The 20,859-nt window shown below is 70.7% G+C and carries 21 protein-coding genes; 8 read left to right on the top strand and 13 right to left on the bottom strand.

Annotation, left to right across the window (positions count from 1 at the left end; genetic code table 11):
- Positions 1-532, top strand: a 532-nt coding sequence (locus ASG88_RS23255; RefSeq protein WP_235534951.1) for a hypothetical protein, incomplete at its 5' end; no start/stop codon positions are given.
- 73 nt (positions 533-605) lie between these two features.
- On the top strand, positions 606-1,418 hold the full coding sequence (locus ASG88_RS21340; protein ID WP_056889467.1) for a crotonase/enoyl-CoA hydratase family protein: 813 nt from the start codon (positions 606-608) through the stop codon (positions 1,416-1,418).
- Between the two features lie 35 nt (positions 1,419-1,453).
- On the opposite strand, the gene ASG88_RS21345 is transcribed toward ASG88_RS21340, so the two are convergent.
- From ASG88_RS21345 to ASG88_RS21355, 3 genes are read right to left on the bottom strand one after another with little or no spacing between them, the layout of a single operon-like run.
- Positions 1,454-2,473, bottom strand: a complete 1,020-nt coding sequence (locus ASG88_RS21345) for a LacI family DNA-binding transcriptional regulator (protein ID WP_235534952.1) — start codon at positions 2,471-2,473, stop codon at positions 1,454-1,456.
- A 10-nt stretch (positions 2,474-2,483) separates the two neighbouring features.
- A complete protein-coding gene (locus ASG88_RS21350; RefSeq protein ID WP_056889469.1) occupies positions 2,484-3,668 on the bottom strand; it encodes an MFS transporter in 1,185 nt (394 codons plus the stop codon).
- Positions 3,665-4,573 (bottom strand): ABC transporter substrate-binding protein, encoded by a 909-nt coding sequence (locus tag ASG88_RS21355; protein ID WP_056889470.1) that lies wholly within the window; start codon positions 4,571-4,573, stop codon positions 3,665-3,667. The genes ASG88_RS21350 and ASG88_RS21355 overlap by 4 nt, the downstream gene beginning before the upstream one ends.
- Positions 4,574-4,795: 222 nt before the next feature.
- On the opposite strand from ASG88_RS21355, the gene ASG88_RS21360 reads away from it, so the two are divergent.
- Genes ASG88_RS21360 through ASG88_RS21375 form a run of 4 tightly spaced genes read left to right on the top strand, consistent with a single transcriptional unit; the run spans position 4,796 to position 9,611 of the window.
- The gene (locus ASG88_RS21360) at positions 4,796-5,914 is read left to right on the top strand and encodes an alpha/beta hydrolase family protein (protein WP_056889471.1); all 1,119 of its coding nucleotides are present in this window, start codon (positions 4,796-4,798) and stop codon (positions 5,912-5,914) included.
- A 3-nt stretch (positions 5,915-5,917) separates the two neighbouring features.
- A complete protein-coding gene (locus tag ASG88_RS21365) occupies positions 5,918-6,880 on the top strand; it encodes an NAD(P)-dependent oxidoreductase (RefSeq protein ID WP_056889472.1) in 963 nt (320 codons plus the stop codon).
- Positions 6,877-8,130 (top strand): M24 family metallopeptidase, encoded by a 1,254-nt coding sequence (locus tag ASG88_RS21370; protein WP_235534953.1) that lies wholly within the window; start codon positions 6,877-6,879, stop codon positions 8,128-8,130. Before ASG88_RS21365 ends, ASG88_RS21370 begins: the two co-directional genes overlap by 4 nt.
- Before the next feature lie 20 nt (positions 8,131-8,150).
- On the top strand, positions 8,151-9,611 hold the full coding sequence (locus tag ASG88_RS21375; RefSeq protein ID WP_056889474.1) for an NAD-dependent succinate-semialdehyde dehydrogenase: 1,461 nt from the start codon (positions 8,151-8,153) through the stop codon (positions 9,609-9,611).
- A gap of 65 nt (positions 9,612-9,676) precedes the next feature.
- Here the strand turns inward: ASG88_RS21375 and ASG88_RS21380 are convergent, their stop codons facing one another.
- The 4 genes from ASG88_RS21380 to ASG88_RS21395 all read right to left on the bottom strand — a co-directional run bounded on the left by ASG88_RS21380 (position 9,677) and on the right by ASG88_RS21395 (position 13,859).
- Positions 9,677-10,231 carry a GNAT family N-acetyltransferase gene (locus tag ASG88_RS21380; protein WP_162259884.1) on the bottom strand — a complete coding sequence of 185 codons (555 nt, stop codon included), beginning with the start codon at positions 10,229-10,231 and terminating at the stop codon, positions 9,677-9,679.
- Positions 10,232-10,349: 118 nt separating this feature from the next.
- Positions 10,350-11,474: a glycosyltransferase gene (locus ASG88_RS21385; protein ID WP_056889476.1), complete on the bottom strand. Its 1,125-nt coding sequence runs from the start codon at positions 11,472-11,474 to the stop codon at positions 10,350-10,352.
- Between the two features lie 212 nt (positions 11,475-11,686).
- A complete protein-coding gene (locus ASG88_RS23985) occupies positions 11,687-12,601 on the bottom strand; it encodes a DUF480 domain-containing protein (RefSeq protein WP_235534954.1) in 915 nt (304 codons plus the stop codon).
- A 136-nt stretch (positions 12,602-12,737) separates the two neighbouring features.
- Positions 12,738-13,859, bottom strand: coding sequence for an endonuclease/exonuclease/phosphatase family protein (locus ASG88_RS21395; RefSeq protein WP_157559879.1), 1,122 nt, complete (start codon positions 13,857-13,859; stop codon positions 12,738-12,740).
- 176 nt (positions 13,860-14,035) lie between these two features.
- On the opposite strand from ASG88_RS21395, the gene ASG88_RS21400 reads away from it, so the two are divergent.
- Positions 14,036-14,818, top strand: coding sequence for a phosphotransferase enzyme family protein (locus ASG88_RS21400; protein ID WP_162259885.1), 783 nt, complete (start codon positions 14,036-14,038; stop codon positions 14,816-14,818).
- Positions 14,819-14,843: 25 nt separating this feature from the next.
- Here the strand turns inward: ASG88_RS21400 and ASG88_RS21405 are convergent, their stop codons facing one another.
- The gene (locus ASG88_RS21405) at positions 14,844-15,794 is read right to left on the bottom strand and encodes a class II glutamine amidotransferase (protein WP_056889479.1); all 951 of its coding nucleotides are present in this window, start codon (positions 15,792-15,794) and stop codon (positions 14,844-14,846) included.
- 142 nt (positions 15,795-15,936) lie between these two features.
- Between ASG88_RS21405 and ASG88_RS21410 the strand changes: the two genes are divergently transcribed.
- On the top strand, positions 15,937-16,293 hold the full coding sequence (locus tag ASG88_RS21410) for a hypothetical protein (RefSeq protein ID WP_056889480.1): 357 nt from the start codon (positions 15,937-15,939) through the stop codon (positions 16,291-16,293).
- 6 nt (positions 16,294-16,299) lie between these two features.
- Here the strand turns inward: ASG88_RS21410 and ASG88_RS21415 are convergent, their stop codons facing one another.
- From ASG88_RS21415 to ASG88_RS21435, 5 genes are all read right to left on the bottom strand, one after another.
- Entirely contained in the window at positions 16,300-17,991 is a 1,692-nt protein-coding gene (locus tag ASG88_RS21415) for a calcium-binding protein (RefSeq protein WP_157559881.1), read from the bottom strand.
- Complete coding sequence (locus ASG88_RS21420) at positions 17,988-18,464, bottom strand: SRPBCC family protein (protein ID WP_056889482.1); 477 nt, start codon at positions 18,462-18,464, stop codon at positions 17,988-17,990. Before ASG88_RS21420 ends, ASG88_RS21415 begins: the two co-directional genes overlap by 4 nt.
- Positions 18,465-18,529: 65 nt before the next feature.
- A complete protein-coding gene (locus ASG88_RS21425) occupies positions 18,530-19,201 on the bottom strand; it encodes a hypothetical protein (RefSeq protein WP_056889483.1) in 672 nt (223 codons plus the stop codon).
- 97 nt (positions 19,202-19,298) lie between these two features.
- Positions 19,299-19,559: a hypothetical protein gene (locus ASG88_RS21430; protein WP_157559882.1), complete on the bottom strand. Its 261-nt coding sequence runs from the start codon at positions 19,557-19,559 to the stop codon at positions 19,299-19,301.
- Between the two features lie 252 nt (positions 19,560-19,811).
- Positions 19,812-20,531 (bottom strand): hypothetical protein, encoded by a 720-nt coding sequence (locus tag ASG88_RS21435; RefSeq protein WP_056889485.1) that lies wholly within the window; start codon positions 20,529-20,531, stop codon positions 19,812-19,814.
- Positions 20,532-20,859 lie beyond the last annotated feature (328 nt).

The following is a 20,859-nucleotide window of genomic DNA, read 5'->3' on the forward strand; positions in this document are numbered from 1 at the left end:
GGACCCGACGGACCCGACGGACCCGACGGACCCGACGGACCCGACGGACCCGACGGACCCGACGGACCCGACTGACCCGACGGACCCGACGGACCCGACTGACCCGACGGACCCGACGGACCCGACTGACCCGGTCCCCCCGTCGATGCCCGAGACCCCGACGGTGCCGCAGTCCCCGACCACGTCGACGACCACGACCCCCACGACCACGACCTCCACGACCACGACGCCGGCTGCGACGCCGACGACGACGGCCCGCGCGGTCTCGGTCGTCACCATGCCGAAGATCAAGGGCTTCACCAAGGTCGGGCAGCGGCTCCGCGTCACCAAGGGTGCCTGGAACCCGACCCTGGTCTCCCGCAAGATCCAGTGGCTCGCCAACGGCAAGAAGGTGAAGGGCGCGACCAAGGTCCGCCTCCGCCTCACCAGCAAGCTGGCCGGCAAGAAGCTCACCGTCAAGGTGACCGCCTCGGCGCCCGGCATGACGTCGACGACCGTGAAGACGGCGAAGAGCAAGAAGGTCAAGCGCTGAAGCGCTGACCCACCGATCCGGGGGGACGAGCAGGGGTGCGGCGACGCGGGGGGCGTCGCCGTACCCTTGCTGCATGCCCGAGAGCGCCGACGACACCCTGGTCACCTGCACCATCGAGCGCGGCATCGCGCGGGTGCGGCTGAGCCGTCCCGACAAGATGAACGCGCTCACCCTCGACACCCTCGAGCAGCTCGTCGACACCGCCCGGATGCTGCGCCGCGACAAGGCGGTGCGCGCCGTGGTCATCGACGGCGAGGGCGAGGCGTTCTGCGCGGGTCTCGACTTCGGCACCGTCCTCAAGCAGCCGATGCGGGTCGCCACCGCCTTCGTGCCCCGGCCGTGGCACGGCACCAACGTCTTCCAGGAGGCGTGCTGGGCCTGGCGCCGGCTGCCCGTGCCGGTCATCGCCGCGGTCCACGGGCACTGCCTCGGTGGCGGTCTGCAGATCGCGCTGGCCGCCGACTTCCGCATCGCCCACCCCGACTCCACCTGGTCGGTGCTCGAGGGCAAGTGGGGGATCATCCCGGACATGTCCGGCGTGCGGAGCCTCTCCGAGCTGGTCGGCATCGAGACCGCCAAGCGGTTGACGATGACCGCCGAGATGTTCAGCGGCAAGGAGGCCCTCGAGCTCGGCCTGGTCGGCAGTGTCGACGCCTACCCGGCGGCCGCCGCGCTCGAGCTGGCCGAGCAGCTCAAGGAGCGCTCGCCGGACCAGCTCGCCGCCGCCAAGCGCCTCTTCAACGACACGTGGACCTCGAGTGCGCGGCACACCTTCGCCCGCGAGCGCATCGAGCAGGCGTTCCTGCTCTTCAACCGCAACACCAAGGTCGCCCGCGAGGCCGCCTTCACCAAGGTCGCCCCGGTCTTCGGGCCCCGCTCGCGCTGAGGTCGACGCTGAGCCCCGACCCGGCGGGCAGCCCGTCAGGTCGCCGGGGGTGCGGTGGAGCCGCGTACGACGAGGGACAGCGGCAGCAGCACCGAGCGGGCCGCCCGGTCGGGCTCGGCGATGGCGTCCAGCAGCATCCGGGCCGCCTCGGCCCCGATCTGCTGGTGCGGGATCGCCAGCGTTGTCAGCGGGGGAGCGAGCTTGTCGAGGAACGGCATGTCGTTGAAGCCGACCACGCTCATCTCCCGCGGGCAGTCGATGCCGCGCTCGGCGAAGACGTCGTAGCAGCCGAGCGCGATCAGGTCGTTGCCGGCGACGATGGCGGTGACGTCGGGGCGTACGTCGAGCAGGTGCCGCAGGGCGGTCGCGCCGGCCTCCTCGGTCCAGTGCTCGCAGGTGACGACGAGCGCCGGGTCCACGTCGAGGTCGCGGTCGCGCACCGCGTTGCGGAAGGCCCGGCGCCGGGCGACGCCGGTCGAGGTGGTCGCCGGTCCCGAGAGGTGGCCGATCCGGCGGTGCCCGAGGTCGGCGAGGTGGTCGACGGCCATCTCGATGCCGGCCGCGTCGTCGGGGGTGATGGAGGGGATGTCGACCCCGTCGGGGCGACGGTTGACCATCACCATCGGCACCCCCTCGCGCTGGAGCTTGGCCATCAGGGGGTGGTCGAGGAGCGCGGTGGCCACGATCAGGCCCTCGACCTGGCGTGAGCGCAGCAGTTCGATCTGGGCGTGCTCGCGCTGCGGGTCGTTGTCGGTGTTGACGATCAGGCCGCTGTAGCCGGCCGGCTCCAGGACGTCCTCGATGCCGCGCACGATCGGCGGGAAGAGCGGGTTGGTCAGGTCCGGGATGACCAGCCCGACCGTCCCCGACTTGGCGGTCTTGAGCCCGCGCGCCATCGGGTTGGGCCGGTAGCCGAGGCCCTCGGCCACCTTCATCACCCGCCGCGCCGTCTCGGCGTTGACCAGCCCACGGGTGGCGGGGTTGAGGGCGCGGGAGGCAGTGGCGGGGTGGACCCCCGCGGCGTCTGCCACGTCCCGGAGCGTGGGGGTCTGCACAGCAGGCATCCTAGGGTTCCACGTCCTCGACCGGTCGGTGCCAGCGTCTCCTGGCCGCCCAGGCCCCGATCCCGAGGGGGACGGCGAGCGCGGCGTACCCGGCGTACACGAGCGCGAAGCGCCCGGCGTCGGCCAGGTCGGCCACCACGATGGCCCCGACGGCGCTGCCCACGAAGAGCGACGCGGCGAAGAGCGAGACCACCACGGCCCGGGCGCTGGGCAGCACCTCGGTGGCCCAGGTCTGCAGCGAGGAGTGCATCGCCGGCCACGCCAGCCCGAGCAGCACCGCCGCGACGACGGCCACCGCGGGTTCCTGGGAGACGGCCAGCAGCCCGGTCGCGAGCGCCGCGCAGCCGGCACCCAGCAGGATCAACCGGGCCGGGTGCCAGGCGAGCGAGAGACGACCCACCCACGAGGAGCCGAGGAGCACCGCGATGCCGTAGACGCCGGTGGCCGCGCCGGCCACGGTCGTCGAGGCCCCGGCACTCTCCACGGCGGTGGGGAGCAGGGTCAGGGCACCGAGCAGCACGACCCCCTCGACGAACGCGAAGAGCAGCACCAGCAGCGTGACCCGCGACCGACCGATGGCCGACAGCGAGGTCCGCGCCGTGGCCCGGGTCCCGGTCGGGGTCGGCTCGGGCAGCCGGCGGAGCAGGACGGCCAGCACCAGCGCCGCGCTGCCGGTGAGGACGAAGGGCAGCCGCCACGTGGCGACGTCGGCGAGCAGCCCCGCGCCGGCCGAGGCGGCGGCGGTGCCCACCGCGACCCCGACCATCAGCCCGGTGATCGCCTGCTGCCGGCGGGCCGGGGCGACCGTGTCACCGAGGTAGATGAGGGCCGAGGGGTACGCCGCGCCGAAGAAGCCGCCGGCGAGCCCGCGCAGGATGCCGAGCACCAGCACCGTCGGGCTCAGTGCGGAGACCAGGCTGAGCACGCCCGCCACCACCAGGCTGGTGCGCAGGGTGCGGACGCGGCCGTAGCGGTCCGAGGCGAAGCCCCACAGCGGCTGGCCGAGCCCGTAGACCAGGAAGTAGGCGCCCGCGGCGGTGACGACCTGGGTCAGCGGCACGCCCAGGCTGGTGGCGATGGCCACCAGCATCGGCGGCATCGCGAAACGGTCGAGGGTGCTGACCAGCGTGGTGGCCTGCAGCAGCCGCAGGGGCGAGACCCTCCCGGACGACGCCGCCTCGCTCACCGGCGGACCACGAGCCCGGGGTCGGCGAGGGCGCCGGCGAGCACGTCGCGCCCGTCGACCACACGGGGCAGCCAGTGCCGGCGCAGGTCGAGCACGGTGCGCAGGGCGGCCGGGTCGACGGAGCCGTCGACGACGAGGCCGTCGAGGGGGTCGGTCAGCCGGGCGACGTACCGCTGCGCGAGGTCGTCGTCGAGACCCAGCCGCACGGCGGCCGCCTCGACCGCGGTGCCGGCGAGCGCACCGCCCACGATGCCGGCCGCGGTCGCGGTCAGCACGTCGGCGAGGTCGTGACCGACCTCGAGGTGCTCGTCGCGGACGACGCAGACGACGGTGGCGAGGTAGGGGGAGAGCTCGTCGCGCACGCTGGCGACGAGCGTGCAGCCGGCGGCCTCCGCCGCCAGCTCGTTGCCGGCACCGAGCATGGTGGCCGCGCAGCCGCCGTCGAGCAGCGCCTGCAGCCGCTGGGGGGTCGACCCGAGCTTGAGGACCTCGTAGTCGTCGCGGCCTAGTCCCCGCCGCTCGAGCAGCGTGAAGAGCGCGAGCGCGAAGCCGGACCCCGGCACGTCCACCCCGACCACGGCTCCGCGCAGGTCGTCGAGCGTCGCCCCGGGGCGGGCCCAGACGCCGAGCCCCAGGCCGCGGTCGATTCCGGCCAGGATCCGGGCGTCGACCAGCTCGCCGAGCGGGTTCTGCGGGTCGAAGCGGTAGGCGAGCACGTTGTCGGGGTTGGTGAGCCCGACGTGCAGCTCGTCGTCGATGAGGGAGCGGAACTGGGCGGGGGACGACGGGACGGCGCGCTCGAAGACCTCGAGCCCGGCGGCGGCGAGGGCGCCCGTACGCCGCGCGACCTCCAGCACCACCGACGGTGTGAACGACCCCAGCTCCACCACGCGCGCGAGCGTCATGGCCCCCTCCTGCCTTCCTCGGCCGACGTGCTGCCCGCCGCAGGCACCGTACCGGAATGTGCAGTCGATTGCAGCCGCGGGCCCCCCGCGACGTCTCGGCGCCGGGCGGCGGGCGGCCCGGGAGGCGCCTCTGCTTGACAATCGGGTGGGTGACGGTCAGGCTGCACTCGATTGCAGTGAGCGGCGTACGGGCCGCGGTGCACGACCAACCGGGAGGCGACGATGGACGAGCTGGTGGCCTCCGCCGTCGCCCACTGGGGTCCGCGGTTCACGACCAACGGCGTCACCACGGCCGACTTCACCCGGATCACCGCGGGCATCGAGCGCTGGGACGACTGGTGCCGCACCTGGACGGCCGAGGGCTCGGCCCACGAGGCGCTCGGCCGGGCCGCCCTGTCCGAGGGCCGCACGCGGTCGGCCGGGGAGCACCTGGCCCGGGCCGCCGTCTACCACCACTTCGCCAAGTTCGTCTTCGTCACCGACCCGGCCCAGATGCGCGCCGCGCACGAGCGGGCGGTCGCCTGCCTCACCGACGCGCTGCCGCACCTCGACCCGCCGGGTCGCCGGCTCGAGATCCCCTTCGAGGGGTCGCGGCTCGTCTCGGTGGTGCGTACGCCGTACGGCGCGGGCCCGCACCCGGTCGTCCTGATGCTGCCCGGCCTCGACTCCACCAAGGAGGAGCTCGGCTCCACCGAGCAGACCTTCCTCGACCGCGGGATGGCCACGGTCACCCTCGACGGGCCCGGCCAGGGCGAGGCGGAGTACGACCTGCCGCTGCGCGGCGACTGGGCGCCGGTGGCCGAGGTGGTCTGGGAGGCGATCGGCACCCAGCCCGACCTCGACCGCACCCGGCTCGCGGTCTGGGGGGTCAGCCTCGGGGGCTACTACGCGCCGCGCGTCGCCGCCGCTCTCGGCGGCCGGGTCAGCGCCTGCGTCTCGCTGGCAGGCCCCTTCAACTTCGGTGAGTACTGGTCCGGCCTGCCGCAGCTCACCCGCGACACGCTCCGGCACCGCTCCGGCGCGGCCGACGACGAGCAGGCGCGTGAGCGCGCCCTCGAGCTCGACCTGTTCCCGGTGGCGTCCGACCTGGTCGCCCCGATGCTCATCGTCTTCGGCCGACAGGACCGGCTGATCCCGTGGGAGAACGCCGTCCGGATGCGCGACGCCGTCGCCGGTCCCGCCACCCTGCTGATGCTCGAGGACGGCAACCACGGTTGCGCCAACGTCTCGCCGCAGCACCGCCCGATCACCGCCGACTGGCTGGCCGCCCGGCTGCTGGGCGGTCCCGAACCCCTCATCACCACCACCGCTGACTCGACCGCTGACCTGAAGGCAGGCTGACTGATGAACACCACCGACGCTCACACGCCCGGATCCCTGCGGGTCGGCTGGATCGGTGCCGGCCGGATGGGTGCCGCGATGGCCTCGCGGCTCGCCAGGGCGGGGGAGGACGTCACCGTCTGGAACCGCACCCGGGCCAAGGCCGAGGCGCTGACCGAGGTCGGCTGCAAGGTCGCCGACACCATCGCCGACCTGCGCGGGCACGACGTGGTCTTCACGATGGTCTCGACACCGGCCGACCTCGAGCAGGTGCTCACCGGCCCGGACGGCCTGCTGGCCGATCCGGACCACGTCCCCGGCTGCGTCGTCGACTGCTCGACGGTCTCCACCGAGTCCTCGGCGGCCATGCGGGCGGCCTGCGACGAGCGCGGCGTCGCCTTCCTCGCCTCCCCGGTGAGCGGCAACGGCAAGGTCGTCCGGGCCGGCGGCCTGAGCCTGGTGGTCTCGGGCCCCGAGGAGACCTACCGGCACGTCGAGCCGCTGCTCGACCACCTCGGCAAGGGCGCGACGTACGTCGGGGAGGGCGAGCTGGCGCGGCTGGCCAAGATCTGCCACAACGTCATGCTCGGCGTGGTCACCCAGAACCTCGCCGAGATCACCGTGCTCGCCGAGAAGGGCGGCATGTCGCGGGCGGCGTTCCTGGAGTTCCTCAACAAGTCGGTGATGGGGTCGGTCTTCACGACCTACAAGAGCCCGGCCTTCGTCCACCTCGACTACACACCGACCTTCACCCCGATCCTGCTGCGCAAGGACTTCGACCTCGGCTTCGCCGCCGCCCACGAGCTCGACGTACCGATGCCGGTCGCGGCCGCCGCGGCCGCCGCGGTGCAGGGCACGGTCAGCGGCGGTCGGGTCGAGGAGGACTTCGCGATCCTGCTCGACCAGCAGGCGATGCTCTCCGGGATCACGCTCTCGCCGGAGGACACCCCGGTGGACGACGGCCTGTCCGCAGCCGACGAGGCATGAGCATGAGCACGGCGGGCCGCCCCCTCGCGGCGCCGGGGCACATGGGGGTCGACTACGAGGAGCGGGTCGACTTCGACCGGCTGCGCCGCTACCGCATCGCCCGGGCCAAGGAGGCCCTGAACTCCAGCGAGTGCGGGTCGTTCCTGCTCTTCGACTTCTACAACATCCGCTACACGACCCAGACCTGGATCGGCGGCGCGCTCGGCGACAAGATGATCCGCTACGCGCTGCTGGCCCGCGACAAGGACCCGGTCCTGTGGGACTTCGGGTCGGCGGTCAAGCACCACAAGATCTACTCGCAGTGGGTGCCGGAGGAGAACTACCGTGCCGGCTTCCTCGGCTTCCGCGGTGCGGTCGCGCCGTCGGTGGGCCTGATGGTCGACGCCGTCGCGGAGATCAAGTCGTTGCTGACCGAGGCCGGCGTGGCCGACATGCCGGTCGGCATGGACATCGTGGAGCCGCCGTTCCTCTTCGAGATGCAGCGCCAGGGCCTCACCGTCGTCGACGCCCAGCAGCTGATGCTCGACGCCCGCTGCATCAAGAGCGGCGACGAGATCATGCTGCTCAACCAGGCCGCCGCGATGGTCGACGGCGTCTACCAGGACATCACCGAGGCGCTCAAGCCCGGCGTCCGCGAGAACGAGATCGTGGCGCTGGCCAACAAGCGGCTCTACGAGATGGGCTCCGACCAGGTCGAGGCCGTCAACGCCATCTCGGGCGAGCGCTGCAACCCGCACCCGCACAACTTCACGGACCGCCTGATCCGCCCGGGTGACCAGGCCTTCTTCGACATCATCCACTCCTTCAACGGCTACCGGACCTGCTACTACCGCACCTTCGCGGTGGGGAGCTCGACCCCGGCGCAGCGTGACGCCTACACCAGGGCGCGGGAGTGGATGGACCGCGGGATCGACGGGATCAAGGCCGGCGTCGGCACCGACGAGGTGGCCGCGCTGCTGCCCAGGGCCGAGGAGTTCGGCTTCGGCAGCGAGATGGAGGCGTTCGGCCTGCAGTTCGCCCACGGCCTCGGCCTCGGCCTGCACGAGCGGCCGATCATCTCGCGGCTCAACTCGATGAAGGAGCCGGTCGAGCTCAAGGTCGGCATGGTCTTCGCCCTCGAGACCTACTGCCCGGCCACCGACGGCCTCTCCGCCGCCCGGATCGAGGAGGAGATCGTCATCACCGAGGACGGTCCCCGCATCCTCACGCTCTTCCCGGCGCAGGAGCTCTTCGTCACCAACCCCTACTGACACACCGAAAGGCCCACCCCGTGGCTGACTTCTCGCTCTCCTCCGTCGCCGACCTGCCGCTCGACCTGTGGGTCGGCGGTGTCGCGCGCGTCGCCTCCGACGGCGGTCGCTTCGACGTGCTGGACCCGGCGACCGGTCAGGTCATCACGTCGGTGGCCAACGGCACGGTCGAGGACGCGATGGCGTGCGTCGACGCGGCTGATGCCGCCGCGGCGTCGTGGGCGGCGACCGCACCACGCCAGCGGGCCGAGATCCTGCGCAAGGCCTTCGAGCTGATGACGGAGCGCTCCGACGAGATCGCCCACCTGATCTCCCTGGAGAACGGCAAGGCGCTGCCCGACGCGCGCGGCGAGACGGCGTACGCCGCGGAGTTCTTCCGCTGGTACGCCGAGGAGGCCGTGCGCGCCTCCGGCACGGTGATGACCGCCCCGTCCGGGGCCAACCGGATCCTCGTGCTGCAGCAACCGGTGGGCATCGCGGTGCTGGTGACGCCGTGGAACTTCCCCGCCGCGATGGCCACCCGCAAGATCGGCCCGGCCCTGGCCGCGGGCTGCACGGTGATCCTCAAGCCCGCTTCCGACACGCCCCTGACGGCGCTGCTGATGGCCAGGATCCTGGCCGACGCGGGCGTCCCCGAGGGCGTGGTGTCGGTGCTGCCAGCGCGCCGCTCGGGTGCGGTGGTCTCGGCGATGGTGCACGACCCGCGGGTCCGCAAGCTGTCCTTCACCGGCTCCACCGAGGTGGGTCGGGTGCTGCTCAAGGAGGCCGCAGATCAGGTCGTCAACTGCTCCATGGAGCTGGGCGGCAACGCGCCGTTCCTCGTCTTCGAGGACGCCGACATGGATGCGGCGATCGACGGCGCGATGATCGCCAAGATGCGCAACGCCGGTGAGGCGTGCACGGCCGCCAACCGGTTCTACGTCCACGCCGACGTGGCCGAGGACTTCAGCCGCCGACTGGCCGAGCGCATGAAGGCGCTGACTGTCGGGCCCGGCACCCACGACGACACCCAGGTCGGCCCGCTGGTCAACGAGGAGTCGGCGGCCAAGGTCGACGAGCTGGTCCGGGGCGCGGTCGCGGCCGGCGCCCGCGTCGTGCTCGGCGGCGAGCGCCCGGACCGCGAGGGCTTCTACTACTCACCCACCGTGCTGCTCGACGTCCCGCGCGGCGCGGACATCCTGGGCGAGGAGATCTTCGGCCCGGTGGCCCCGGTGCTGACCTTCACCGACGAGGACGACGCCATCGCGATGGCCAACGACACCGAGTACGGCCTCGTCTCCTACGTCTACACCCAGGACCTCGCCCGCGGCCTGCGCGTCAGCGAGCGCCTCGACGCCGGCATGGTCGGCCTCAACCGCGGCCTCGTCTCCGACCCGGCCGCCCCCTTCGGTGGCACGAAGCAGTCGGGCATCGGGCGCGAGGGTGGGCACGAGGGGATGCTGGACTACATGGAGAGCAAGTACGTCGCTGTGTCCTGGTGAAGCGATGGCTCACGGTTGATGAGGACGCACGGCACGTGGCCCGATTCGACGGCCTGTCGGCGTAGCTACGGAGCTCCTTTGGCCACGTAGCCAATTGCCCATTCGTAGATCGCCACGGGAAGCAGGTAGCCGTCCTCGTCGAACGTCCCCTGACCGACCTCGTGTCCTCCCATGCGCTTGTAGAACGCGCGAGCCGGGAAGTTCGCTGACAGGACCTCGAGCCGGACGGTCGAGAACCCGAGCTGGTTGAGCTCCAGTGCGGCCGCATGCAGCAGAGCGGCTCCGATGCCCTGGCGGTGGCAGGTCGGATCGACGTACAGGGCACTCATCTCGGCAGTGAGTGCTGCATCATCCTCGTCCGCAGGTCGCCCGTACACGAGACCGACGAGTTGCCCCGCGTGATTGGCTGCCACGAGCAGAACGTCGCGCGGGGCGTCGCCGTTGGCCTGGTCGATGAGGACACGCGCCCAGCCCTGCGCGGACACTTCCGGCGTCCAGTCGGCCACTCGCTTGCGCCACGCCTCGTCCGGCATCTGCCCCTTGTGCCCCGCCAGCCACGACGCCACCATGACGCGCCCCAGCGTTGCCGCGTCGCCTCGCACCGCTGACCGGATCTTCACGCTCGGCATCCACCCTTCCGTCTCGACGGACAAGGCTAGGAGGGACCACGGGTCCAAGCCAGCGGCGACGAGGATGCATCACTCCGTCGCCTGTCGGCGCGGTCGCAAGCCACTTCGGTCATCTCGGCTGGGTCAGTTCTGCCAATTGCTGCGCGACCGCGTCGGGGCTGGGCATCGCGGCGATGACGGCTCCCAGTCGCCGTGCCGCTTCTCGTTCGGGGGCGTGCTGTGTGGTCAAGGCGATGGCAGCCGCAGCGATCGAGCCGGGCGGCGCGCCCGGGGGCACGATGCGGCAGGCGCCTGCCGCGGCGAGGTGGTCGGCGTTCCAGAACTGGTCGGCACCCTGCGGCATGACGATCTGCGGCAGCCCACTGGCGAGGGAACCGATGACCGTGCCGGTTCCACCATGGTGCACGACGAGGTCGACATGCGGCAGGAGCTGCGCTTGAGGGACCTCCTGTTCGACGTGCACCGCTGCCGGCATGTCACCGAGCGCGCTCGGCTCTATCCCAGGGCCCGTCGCCACGAGGACATCACATCCCGAGCCGGCGATCTCGAGTGCCGCCGCGCGGAGCAGCCCCACGCTGCCGAAGACCGTCCCCATGGTCAGATACACCCGCGGAGCCCGCCGTGGCTCGAGCAGCCACGGCTGCACTGGACCGTCCGGGGACCAGGCCGTCGGTCGCATCGCCATCGTAGGAAACGGCGGGGTGGCGTCGACATCGGCCAGGAAGGGCGGGTGCGGGTCGATGAGACCCTCGGCCATGGCGCCGGCCACGGGAGCGTGGACCATCGCTGCCACGGTTTCGTAGATGGTCGACCACTGGCGGCCCCAGCCAACGATCGCCAGGCAGAAGGCCCTGATACCGGTCGTGTGGGCGGCCATGGCAGCACCGACGTTGCTCTGCTCGAAGACGACGAGGTCGGGTCGTTCCCGTTCCAGCACCCCGGTCATGACGTCCACGACGTGCGGCGCGCAGAGCTCGACGAAGAGCGTCTGTCCGAGACCCTCGTCCGACGCTGCCTTGCCAAGCTGTTCGACTCGTCGCGCGATCTCCGACGTGGCGTCGGAGAAGGACCATGATTCCTCGGCTCCGGGGACAGCCCGCGCGGGTAGCCGACTCGCGAGCTCCTCGCCAGTCGCGAACACCACTTCTGCCCCAGTCCGCTCGAGGGCGAGGGCCAGCGGTACCAGGGGATAGAGATGGCCGAACGCGGGCAGCGACGCCAGGACGACCTTCACGGCGTCATCGTGTGGGCCCACCGCTCCACATCCGCCTCATCGTCTGACCATAGGACGGATCCGGAGCCGGATCATCACCTCACCCGGGGATGACGGCTGCCCTCGCGGGGGGAACCCCCTTGCGTGCTTGGCTGGTCCCGAGGATGGCGCCCATCGCTGGCGAGCCGAACACCCACCAGGTCGCGTCACGCCGCCGCGGATGACCGAGACCCTCAGCCTGCGTGCTGCTGAACGACGTTGAGCACGTTGCCATCGGGAGCGCGGACGAAGAAGCGAGTCACGCCCCATGCCTCTGTTGTCAGGGGATGCACGATCTCGTACCCCCGCTCCTGTGCTTGGCGGTAGGCGGCTTCGACGTCGTCGACCATGACCGAGACCACGGGGTCCACGGGCGCGGTGGCATCGCTGGTCATCACCTGGAGCGTGGCCCTGGAGACCGGCGACGTGTGGCGGGCCACCCAGCCCAGGTTGAACTCCTCTTCGGCTAACCCGAGGTAGTCGGTGTAGAAGCTCCTGGAGGCGGGGAGGTCGGGTACGTGGAGGTCGGCGATGATCTGCGTGACGCGGATGCGCGACGGGTCGGCACTCCCAGCTGGGGCGGTTTCGCCTGAGGTCTGCTCGGGCGCGGCTCCCAGGAGGTGGATCCAGCGCGGATCCTGCTGGCCCGACCGGCGCTCGAGTTCGCGCACCAGCGGTTGCGGGCGGCTCGCCATCCGGCGCAGACACTCCTCGACCTGGCCCCGGTCGGCGAACCCGTGCAACCGCTCCGTGCGGGTGCGCAGCTCACCCGGCGCCTGCGCGCCGCGGAGCAGCAGCACCGTGAGCAGCGCCCGCTCATCGGGCTCGAGCGCGAGCTGCTCGTCGAGGATCTGGTGGTACTTCAGGGTCCGGCGCCCGGTGTCGGACCACACGATCCGCAGCAGCCCGCGCTCCTTGAGGGACTTCGCTGTCCTCTCGACGATCTGGTGGTCGAGGTCGGTGACGGGGTCGCGGCTGTTCGTCTGGTTGCACGCCGACACCAGTGCGTTCGCGGAGAGGGGATAGGTGGCGGGCACGGTCGTCTGCTTCTCCAGCAGGCTGCCGAGGACGCGCTGGTCGGTCGCATCGAGGACGGGGAGTTCTCTCACGTCACGACCTTAGGTCTGCCTTGGCGCGATTGCGGATCGAACAGCGTCTTCTCGCCGCGTCCGAGCGCCCGCTGCGACGTCGGCCAGACAGGTGGTGTCTGCCGGCTGCGTACGGAGAGATCGCGCGAGGAACGACTCAGCGAAGCCGCAGCGTCGACACCACGCCCGCGTGGTCCGAGGGCCAGATCGGTCGGGGCTGCTGCGGAGTCTGCGCCCTGAACGGTTCGTCGCCGACGAGATGGGCCTCGACCGTGTCGACGGCCCCGTGGACGAGAACGAGGTCAATCCGCTGGTCGAGCGTCGACGTCGGGTTGGTGAGCGTCTGGTTCTGCCCGCTGCTGTAGCCGGGGTCCTGGGGGTTCACCGCCCATGCGTCGCGGAACCGGTCGGTGAGGAGGGCGTAGGAGCCCGTGGTGCTGCCGTCGGCGGCGGAGTTGAAGTCGCCCAGGGCGATGTCGGCGCCCGGACCCTCGGCGGGTCCGTCCAGGAACTCCTGCGCCTGCGCCTCCTGCACCTCAGGGAATCCGGACACCTCGAGGTGGGTGTTGGCGACGTGGAACCGCCGGCCCCGGTACTTGGCGTCGATCGTCACCCAACCCCGGCCGAAGGAGGCCGCGGGGCCGCCAGGCAGCGGAATGCTCTGCTGGGCGTCGTAGGTGCCGGACTGCGGGTTGTCCCAGTGCAGCGCCGGGGTGTCCGCGTTGACGAGGATCACGTCCCGGTCCTGAAGCGTGACGACGCAGTCAGCCGGCGCCACGGCGGTGCACCCGAACCCTGGGCTGAAGAGCGGCGCAGGACCGATGTTCGCGTTCTGCGTCACCCCTGCGACCTCGTAGTCCAGACCCCGGGCTGCGAGTGCGGCCATCAGGATCTCCAGGAAGTCATAGCTGGGTGGGTTCGCGGTCGAGCCCGGAGCGGTGGCCTGCGCGATCCACTTGGTGACCTCCTGCAGCCCGATGACGTCCGGCTTCTCGTCCGCGATGATGTCGGCGACCGCCTCGGCCCGGGTCGGGAAGTCGGTGAAGACGGCGGTGCCGTAGATCGTTGCCACCGCGGCGACGAACGCTGCGGGCTGCTGGGCCGGCGGCAGCGCGGGTACCTCCAGCGCCGGATCGAGGCTCGACCCGAGGTAGAGGTTGTACGACATGAACGTGAGGTCGCGCTCCGGTGTTGCCTGAGCACTACCGCCCCACGGCGCCAGCAGGGTGAGCCCCAGCAACGCGACGAGCACACCTCGGATCGTTGTGCGTGCACGCATGGTGACCTCCCAGTCAGGCTTCTCTCTCCAGACTTGACACTGAAACACACTCCCGGCGGGCCCTGCTAGGGCCATCGGACCCCCCGGTTGACGTCAGTCGCAGTCGGCTCGTGTCGATGAGCGAGTCCTCCAAGAACTCGATGGTCACTGTCCGTCGCCTGTGTGAGGGTGCGGGCATGGCCCATGACGAGGCACGGAACCGAGCGGCAGAAGTGAACGAGCACTTCCGTCCCGTGGAGTTGTCAGCTGGAACCGTCACGCGACCAGCAGGGCCGCAGAGCCACACGGTGCACTCGTTCCTGCGCCACCTTCGCGACAAGGGGCTGGACTGCGTTCCCGAACCGCTGTCGCTGGACGAGGAGAGCGAGGTGCTCCGCTACATCGACGGGGAGAGCGGCGGGGACGGATGGAAGAACCAGCACGACGAGCAGGGGCTCCGTTCAGCAGCGCAACTGCTGCGGCGCATCCACGACGCCTCTGCTGATTGGGTTCCGCCCCAGGACGCCGTCTTCAACGCGCCCCCTGGGAGCGCAGCCGGCGACATCTTCGGTCACGGCGACCCCGGACCGTGGAACTTCGTGTGGCGTGACGGACAGGCGACCGCCCTCATTGACTGGGACTTCCTACGCCCGGCGCCGAGGATCGACGACGTGGCCTACGCCCTGCTGTGGTTCACCCCGATGCGGGACGACGAATCATCTCTGGAGTGGCATCACTTCCCCGAGGTGCCCGACCGGCGTGCACGCATCGACGCCTTCCTCGAGGCATACGGGATGCCGGCTGACTTCGACGTGGCTGAAGCCGTCATCCGACGCCGTCACGCAACGATCGAGCACGTCCGTCTCCTCGCCGACCAAGGGCGGGAACCTCAGAAGACCTGGGTCGCTCAGGGGAGCCTCGAGGAGGAGGCGGCGGAGATCAGGTGGATCGAGGAGAACAGACCGCTCTTCGCCCGTTGACAGACCTGCGCGGATCGGGGGACGCCTAGACCGACAACCTCGTGACGGTCCTGGACACGTGATCGCCCGCCTTCTCGAGAAACACGATCTCCCCGAACTCGACGTGCAACCAGCCGTCCTCGTCCTCTGTCAGGGCCTCGGAGGCGAAGATGGCGGCCGATGCCTCGTTCTCGTCGCACGCCTCGAAGTCGTACGACGTGCCGTCGCGCGGGACGTGGCGACCCATCAGCATGTACATCGGCTCCAGGAGCATCGAGAGGGCGAAGTCGTCCGTGCCCGGACCGGACTCCCGCAGCTTCCTCCAGTCCCCGGTCGGGTTGGTCTCGCCCTGGTGCCCGAGGCCGACATTGACTCCGATGATCCGGTTCGGCGACACCAGGGCCATCTTCATCTTGGTGAGGGCAGGGAGATCGAGGTCCTCCATCGCCTGGGAGATGAGTCCGACCATCTCCTCGATCGCGCGTTGCACGTCCTCGTCGCTGTCGCCGTCGAGCAGGGAGAGCAAGAGCACGTAGAGGAACTCCGTGTCCGTCGTGCCCCGCATCTGCTTCAGGTACCTGTCCTCGCAGTGCCTGAGCAGCTCCTTCTGCAGGAGCATCCAGTTCGGCAGGTTGCCGTTCTGGGCGATGATCCAGGGTGTCTCGTCGAAGGAGAACGGGTGGCAGTTCTCGTCGACCATGACGACCTTCGAGTCGTAGCTCGCAGCTCGCACGTGGCCGAGCACCGTGCTCGCCTGGAGGCTCGGGATCATCCGGGTGGCATTGTCGTCGTAGAAGGCGGCCGTGGGCCGGCGGTAGATGAAGGGATCCTCCGGCTTGAGCAGGTGCTCGCTCCAGGCACCGAATCCCCAGCCCGCGAGCTGGAGGTCCGGGTAGTGCTCAGGGTCGAGAGCCTGGTTGACCAGGCTGTTCGACGGCGTGAGCAGCAAGCTCTCGAGCGGGACCTCGGGCCCGATGTAGGCGAGCACTCGGCACATACGATTCCTTCGCTGACGGGAGGACGTGCCGCGGTCGGCGTCCACGAGCGTCGCCACCCTACGGGGCCGAGCCGGGTCTGCCCGGGGAGAGTGATTCGCGATCGCCCTGCGTGACCGCTCGGGCCGTGGCACGATCCCCGGCATGAAGATGATCACGGGAGCCGTGATCGCGGCGGCGGCGATGCTGCTCTCGGGCTGCGGCGGTGGGGGCGAGACGGTGGACTCCGGCCAAGCGGTCGCCGACATGATCGGCTGCACCGGTTGGTCCGACACGTCGGAGGAGCGGTACGTCACCGAGGGCGGCGAGTGCGACCGCGATGGCTTGAAGCTCGGGGTCTACTACTTCGTCGACGAGGACGATCGGGACAACTACGTCGAGGCCGGCTCGGCGTCCGACGGCAACTACCTCATCGGGGACGGCTGGGCGATCGACGGCCCGTCCGCCGTGCTCAGGGACCTCCAGGGCGAGCACGGCGGGGACTTGTCGGCCGACGGTTGAGGCTCGTCAGTCCACCCCGAGTGGCAGCCGGGGCACGACCTGCGCGCCGCGCGCGAGTCGCTCGTCTGCACCGCGTGCCCGCGCGCGTGCACCAAGCACGACTCGACCCGACCGGCCGGACCTCACGTTCTCGCAGCTATTGACCCGCTCGGCGCCGAGACAGGTGTCCCTCCCCTTGCGGCCGTTCGCGAAGTCGCTGCGACCCTTGCCCAGGTCCAGGACGTCCCGTCCTGGTGTGGCGACGACGGAGTCGCGACCTCCGCGCATCACGGCCTCCAGGCTGCGTCCTCCCTGCATGAGCAGGTCCTCGCTCCGGTTGGTGCCGCGGAACTTCCAGCGTTCGTCCTTGCCGATGATCGCCATGACCTCGAGGGCGCGCACCCCACCGGCCCGCACCTTGGTCCGCAGAACTCCGCTGCCGAGGTCCACGGTGATCGTCGAACCCTTCCCGAAGCCCGCCTTGCGTACGTCGAGAATGGCAAGGTCCCTGGCACCGCCTCCGTTCACCGACACCCCGCGCGACGAGGGGGCGAGTCTGAAGTAGATGTCGTCACCGCCCCCACCGCCATCGACGTCGACGTCCTTCACGGCCGCGACCAGGATCTGGTCCGCCCCCTCCTCACCGCGCAGGACGGCCGGGCCGGTCGCCGGATGGACCTCGAGGTGGTCCGTGTCGTCCCCGCCACGCGCCGTACCACCAGGCTGCCCCAGGACGATCCAGTCGGCGCCTGACCCTCCGTCGATGTCGTCCGGGCCGTCGGATGCCGGGTCGACGTCGGTGTCCGGCAGGTCGGCGTAGAGGGAGTCGTTGCCGCCGGCGCCGTCGATCTGGTCGGCGCCGCCACGACCCGTCAGCACGTCGACGTACGGCGATCCGATCAGGACGTCCGCAGTACGCGTGCCCACGATGCCCAAGGCCTCGGTCACGACGATCTGGTCGGTGCCTGACGGCTCTGCCACGACGCCCAGTCCGCCGACCGGGCTGAGGTCGGCTCTGATCCCGCCCGGGAAGCCGGCGGCGAGGAGGTCCGCATAGACCACGGTGTCGACGGGGACGGAGAAGTCGTCGCGCGTCAGGGGATCGAGGCCGGCGTCGACGTAGTCGTTGCCCGCTCCCGGCCAGATGACGTCGCCGGCGGCATCGCTGTCCAGCCCGCCCAGGATGCGGTCGTCACCCGCCATTCCGTCCAGACGGTCCGACCCCTCGTCGCCGCAGATGACGTCGTTGCCGAGCAACCCCGAGATCGTGTCGTCGCCGCCCAGGCCGACCATCACGTCGTCACCGTTGGTCCCACTGAGGACGTCGTCTCCCGGCGTGCCGAGATGCGTCGCGGCCCTGCCCTCGCACGTCCCCGCGACGGCATTCGCCGAGACAGCGGGGAGAAGCGGCGCGACGAGCGCGAAGCCGGCGAGGATCAGGCGAGCTGTGCCTCGGCGTGTGTTCATGTCATCGACTCCTTCGATGTGTGGGCCGGCACCAACGGCGTCAGCCGCCGAGGAGGCGTGGGTGATGGGTAGGGCTGAAGTGCCCTGCCCAGCCGGTCCTGATGGTTTCTCCCCGCATCCGATGCGACTCAGGATGGGCGCATCTCGAGCACCACACACGGGGCGGGAGTCCCGAACGCTTCGGGAAAGATGGGAAGTCGTCAGGCGCCAGCATTCCGCACGGGGGCGTCGTCGACCGACCAGGACGATCACCCAGGGGTGCTGGGCTCCTGCTCGAAGGACGCCTTGAGCGCGTCGACCGTGATGGTGCGCTCCTTGACGGCGAACAGGCGCCAGATCGGAGTGCCCCAGCGCCACACTCCGTACGACACCAGCGTGCCGCGGTGGCGTACGAGCGTCTCGCCCTCGCCGGAGGACTGCAGGCGATAGCTCGGCCAGCCCTCGAACTTGAGCTTGCCCGACCTCGACTTCTCCCACCAGTGGAAGACGATCGTGTGCGGCGCCTCCAGCTCGACGATGTCTCCGGGCATCGTCCCTTGGCTCGTCTCGTCGACGAACGTCGTACCGACGGCGGGCGGACCGGGCGACGTCTGGCGGGTCTGCTTCAGCATGCTGCCCGTGCCGGCCATCCAGGCGTTGTGGCCGTCGATGTCTATGAGCCGAGCGAACACGTCCTCGATCGGCGCGCGGATCGTGCGCTCGATCTCGAAGTCGATCGGCCTCATGCGACCAGCATCCTCGCCGATCGGCGGCGCCTCAAGGCCGGCCGAGCCCGGGTGCCGGCGGACCCTCAGCCAGGGGCATGTCCGCCGAGGCCCGCGGCGTCAGGCCGTTGGCGGAGCACGTCGGGGAGCAGGTGCTCGAGGACCCCGACCTCCTCGACGTTGTGGACCACCCAGGCCCGCGCCATCTTCTCGGGGAAGGCCCTGGTGCTCAGGTAGCGGTTCACGGGCGTGAAGAGCGGTGACCGAGCGCCCAGGTCCAGGACGCTGACGTAGTGGGTCCCCTGCGCGCAGGCAGACCACGTGTGCTCCAGCTGGAACACCGGCGTGCCCACCAGCCGACGCACCAGCCGGATGCCGGTGTCGTCGAGCTTCTCCACGGTCTCGACGGTGTCGACATAGAACTCCTGTTGTCGGTCGAACGCCTCGACGATCCGGAAGCGGGCTCCCTCCCCGGCGCCCCCACCAGGGGCGGCCCGGGCAAGCTCCCAGTGGATGTGGTCCAGCGGGTGCCAGGCCAGGTAGCTGGAGATGTCGTGACCGGCGTACGTCGTGGGGTCACCGATGTGCCGGAACCACCACAGCAGCATCTCCGGTGTGATCCCGGCGAGCGGCTGGTGGTCGATGGTGACCCGCATCCGGTGGTGCGGCAGGAGCTGGACCGTGCTCCGCGCGCTGTCGACCGCACGCAACGGGTGGAGCAGCGGCCGAGGCGGAGGCAGCGGCAGGCGTCGGGCCATGAACCCACCATGGAGACTCGTCCTGGTCTTGGCAACGCCATTCCGGGGGCGAGGTCGGCGTCGACAGCGTCCAAGCACCACCGTCGCGGTGGTGGGTTCAGGCGCCGACCAGGACCGCGGCGAAGGCGGCTTCCTGGGCGGCCTCCAGCAGCGGCTTGATGTCGTCGTGGCACTGCTCGCAGTAGGAGAAGTCCCGGAAGGAGCGTCGCACCGGCGAGCGGTGCTGGCGATGCTCCTGGCAGCACACGCTCGGCCCGTGGTCGCGATGGCAGACGAGCGCGCGCATGCGACCGTTCCATCCCGCCCGCTGCATGGTCGCGCCGGGCGGAAACGGGTTGACCGTCTCGTTCCCGGACACGAAATCCATCTCTGCCTGTCGGACCCCCCGGTCGCAGGCCACCAACGCTTCAGCGTGAGCCCCCATGCTTCGACCATAGGCACCGGCGGGGACAGGGAGCCCACATGAGCGCCACGGTTACCCCAAAAGTGGGACACGCTGCGCCATGGTCGTCCAGACCACCCGGCCACCCGTACATGGGCGACGGCTGGCCCCGGTGCGCTTCGTCAGCGCGCCGACATGGAGACGTCCTGACCTCAGGGGACCGGGGCCTCATGTGGTCGCGAGCTGCTCGTCTCGCCGGTGAGGCGCAGCAACCGGACCGCCTGCTCGTGCGGGGCCTCGGGTCGACGGCCACGTGACCAGCGCCGCGGACAGCAGGAGCGCGGCGCTCACCGTCTCCACCCACGGCGTGTAGTCGTGCGAGACGTAGCCGACGGCGGCGGAGCCGATGAAGTAGTCCGCCAGCGGATTGGCGAGCCCGAGAAGGAGCGCGGCGACCACTCGCCACCGGGTGGTCCCTCGCGGCGCATCGTCCATGCGGACGGCGGCTGCAGCCAGGAGGACCGACGGCAACCCGAAGCACCAGAGGACGCCGGCGAGGGGCACCCAGCCCTCGGCCCCCGACACAGGGCTGCCCGAGAGTCCCGCACTCCACGTGGTCGCACCCATCAGCGCGATGGCCCCCGCCGGCACAGCTGTTGCCAACGAGACGCCCACGTGGCGCGGCGGCCACAGCCACGGCAGCGTTGCCACCGCCACCGCAAGGCATACAAGCGCGAGTCCGGCCAGCTGGGCGGCGTCGCCGGCCGGGATCCAGGGACCAGCGGGCACCAGGTATCCGTAGTCGTCGTTCTGCACCCGCACGCATGCCGGCTCGTCGAAGCGGCCCAGCTTGCACGCGGGCCACCACCGTTGGGCCGCGGCCATCAGGTACGCGACCCCGGACGTCGCGAGCAGCCCGGAGACCATGACCCGCAGCAACAGCCTCATCGCTCGCCCCTGTTCGTCGGCCGTCGCACGACGCTAGGGCGAGGCGGGGCTGCGTGCTCCTCCTGATCCCCCGACTACCCCAAAGTTCGGGAACGAGACCCACTGCACGGGGACCCGCCCTGCGGCTGGGCCCGTCTGCCACGGGTCGGCGACGTCTCGGAGCAGGACGCCCCCGCCACCCGATGGGGGACGGGGCACTGCAAGAAGGAGCCGACCCGGCAACCGCCTCTCGGTGTCGACGGCGCTCCAAAGCTGGTCGTTCCCGGCGCTTGAAAAGTGAGCGGTGTTGCCGAGTCTAGGACTCGGTCTGGTCGGTGGTGGTGCGGAT

The sequence above is a fragment of the Nocardioides sp. Soil777 genome, from assembly GCF_001428425.1.
GTDB classification, from domain to species: domain Bacteria; phylum Actinomycetota; class Actinomycetes; order Propionibacteriales; family Nocardioidaceae; genus Nocardioides; species Nocardioides terrigena.

What these genes read in the sequence shown, in the direction of transcription:
- ASG88_RS21340 (WP_056889467.1), top strand. Translation starts at nt 606, where the DNA reads ATGCCCGAGAGCGCCGACGACACCCTGGTCACCTGCACCATCGAGCGC.
- ASG88_RS21355 (WP_056889470.1), bottom strand. Translation starts at nt 4,573, where the DNA reads ATGACGCTCGCGCGCGTGGTGGAGCTGGGGTCGTTCACACCGTCGGTG.
- ASG88_RS21360 (WP_056889471.1), top strand. Translation starts at nt 4,796, where the DNA reads ATGGACGAGCTGGTGGCCTCCGCCGTCGCCCACTGGGGTCCGCGGTTC.
- ASG88_RS21365 (WP_056889472.1), top strand. Translation starts at nt 5,918, where the DNA reads ATGAACACCACCGACGCTCACACGCCCGGATCCCTGCGGGTCGGCTGG.
- ASG88_RS21370 (WP_235534953.1), top strand. Translation starts at nt 6,877, where the DNA reads ATGAGCATGAGCACGGCGGGCCGCCCCCTCGCGGCGCCGGGGCACATG.
- ASG88_RS21395 (WP_157559879.1), bottom strand. Translation starts at nt 13,859, where the DNA reads ATGCGTGCACGCACAACGATCCGAGGTGTGCTCGTCGCGTTGCTGGGG.
- ASG88_RS21400 (WP_162259885.1), top strand. Translation starts at nt 14,036, where the DNA reads ATGGCCCATGACGAGGCACGGAACCGAGCGGCAGAAGTGAACGAGCAC.
- ASG88_RS21405 (WP_056889479.1), bottom strand. Translation starts at nt 15,794, where the DNA reads ATGTGCCGAGTGCTCGCCTACATCGGGCCCGAGGTCCCGCTCGAGAGC.
- ASG88_RS21410 (WP_056889480.1), top strand. Translation starts at nt 15,937, where the DNA reads ATGAAGATGATCACGGGAGCCGTGATCGCGGCGGCGGCGATGCTGCTC.
- ASG88_RS21420 (WP_056889482.1), bottom strand. Translation starts at nt 18,464, where the DNA reads ATGAGGCCGATCGACTTCGAGATCGAGCGCACGATCCGCGCGCCGATC.
- ASG88_RS21425 (WP_056889483.1), bottom strand. Translation starts at nt 19,201, where the DNA reads ATGGCCCGACGCCTGCCGCTGCCTCCGCCTCGGCCGCTGCTCCACCCG.
- ASG88_RS21435 (WP_056889485.1), bottom strand. Translation starts at nt 20,531, where the DNA reads ATGAGGCTGTTGCTGCGGGTCATGGTCTCCGGGCTGCTCGCGACGTCC.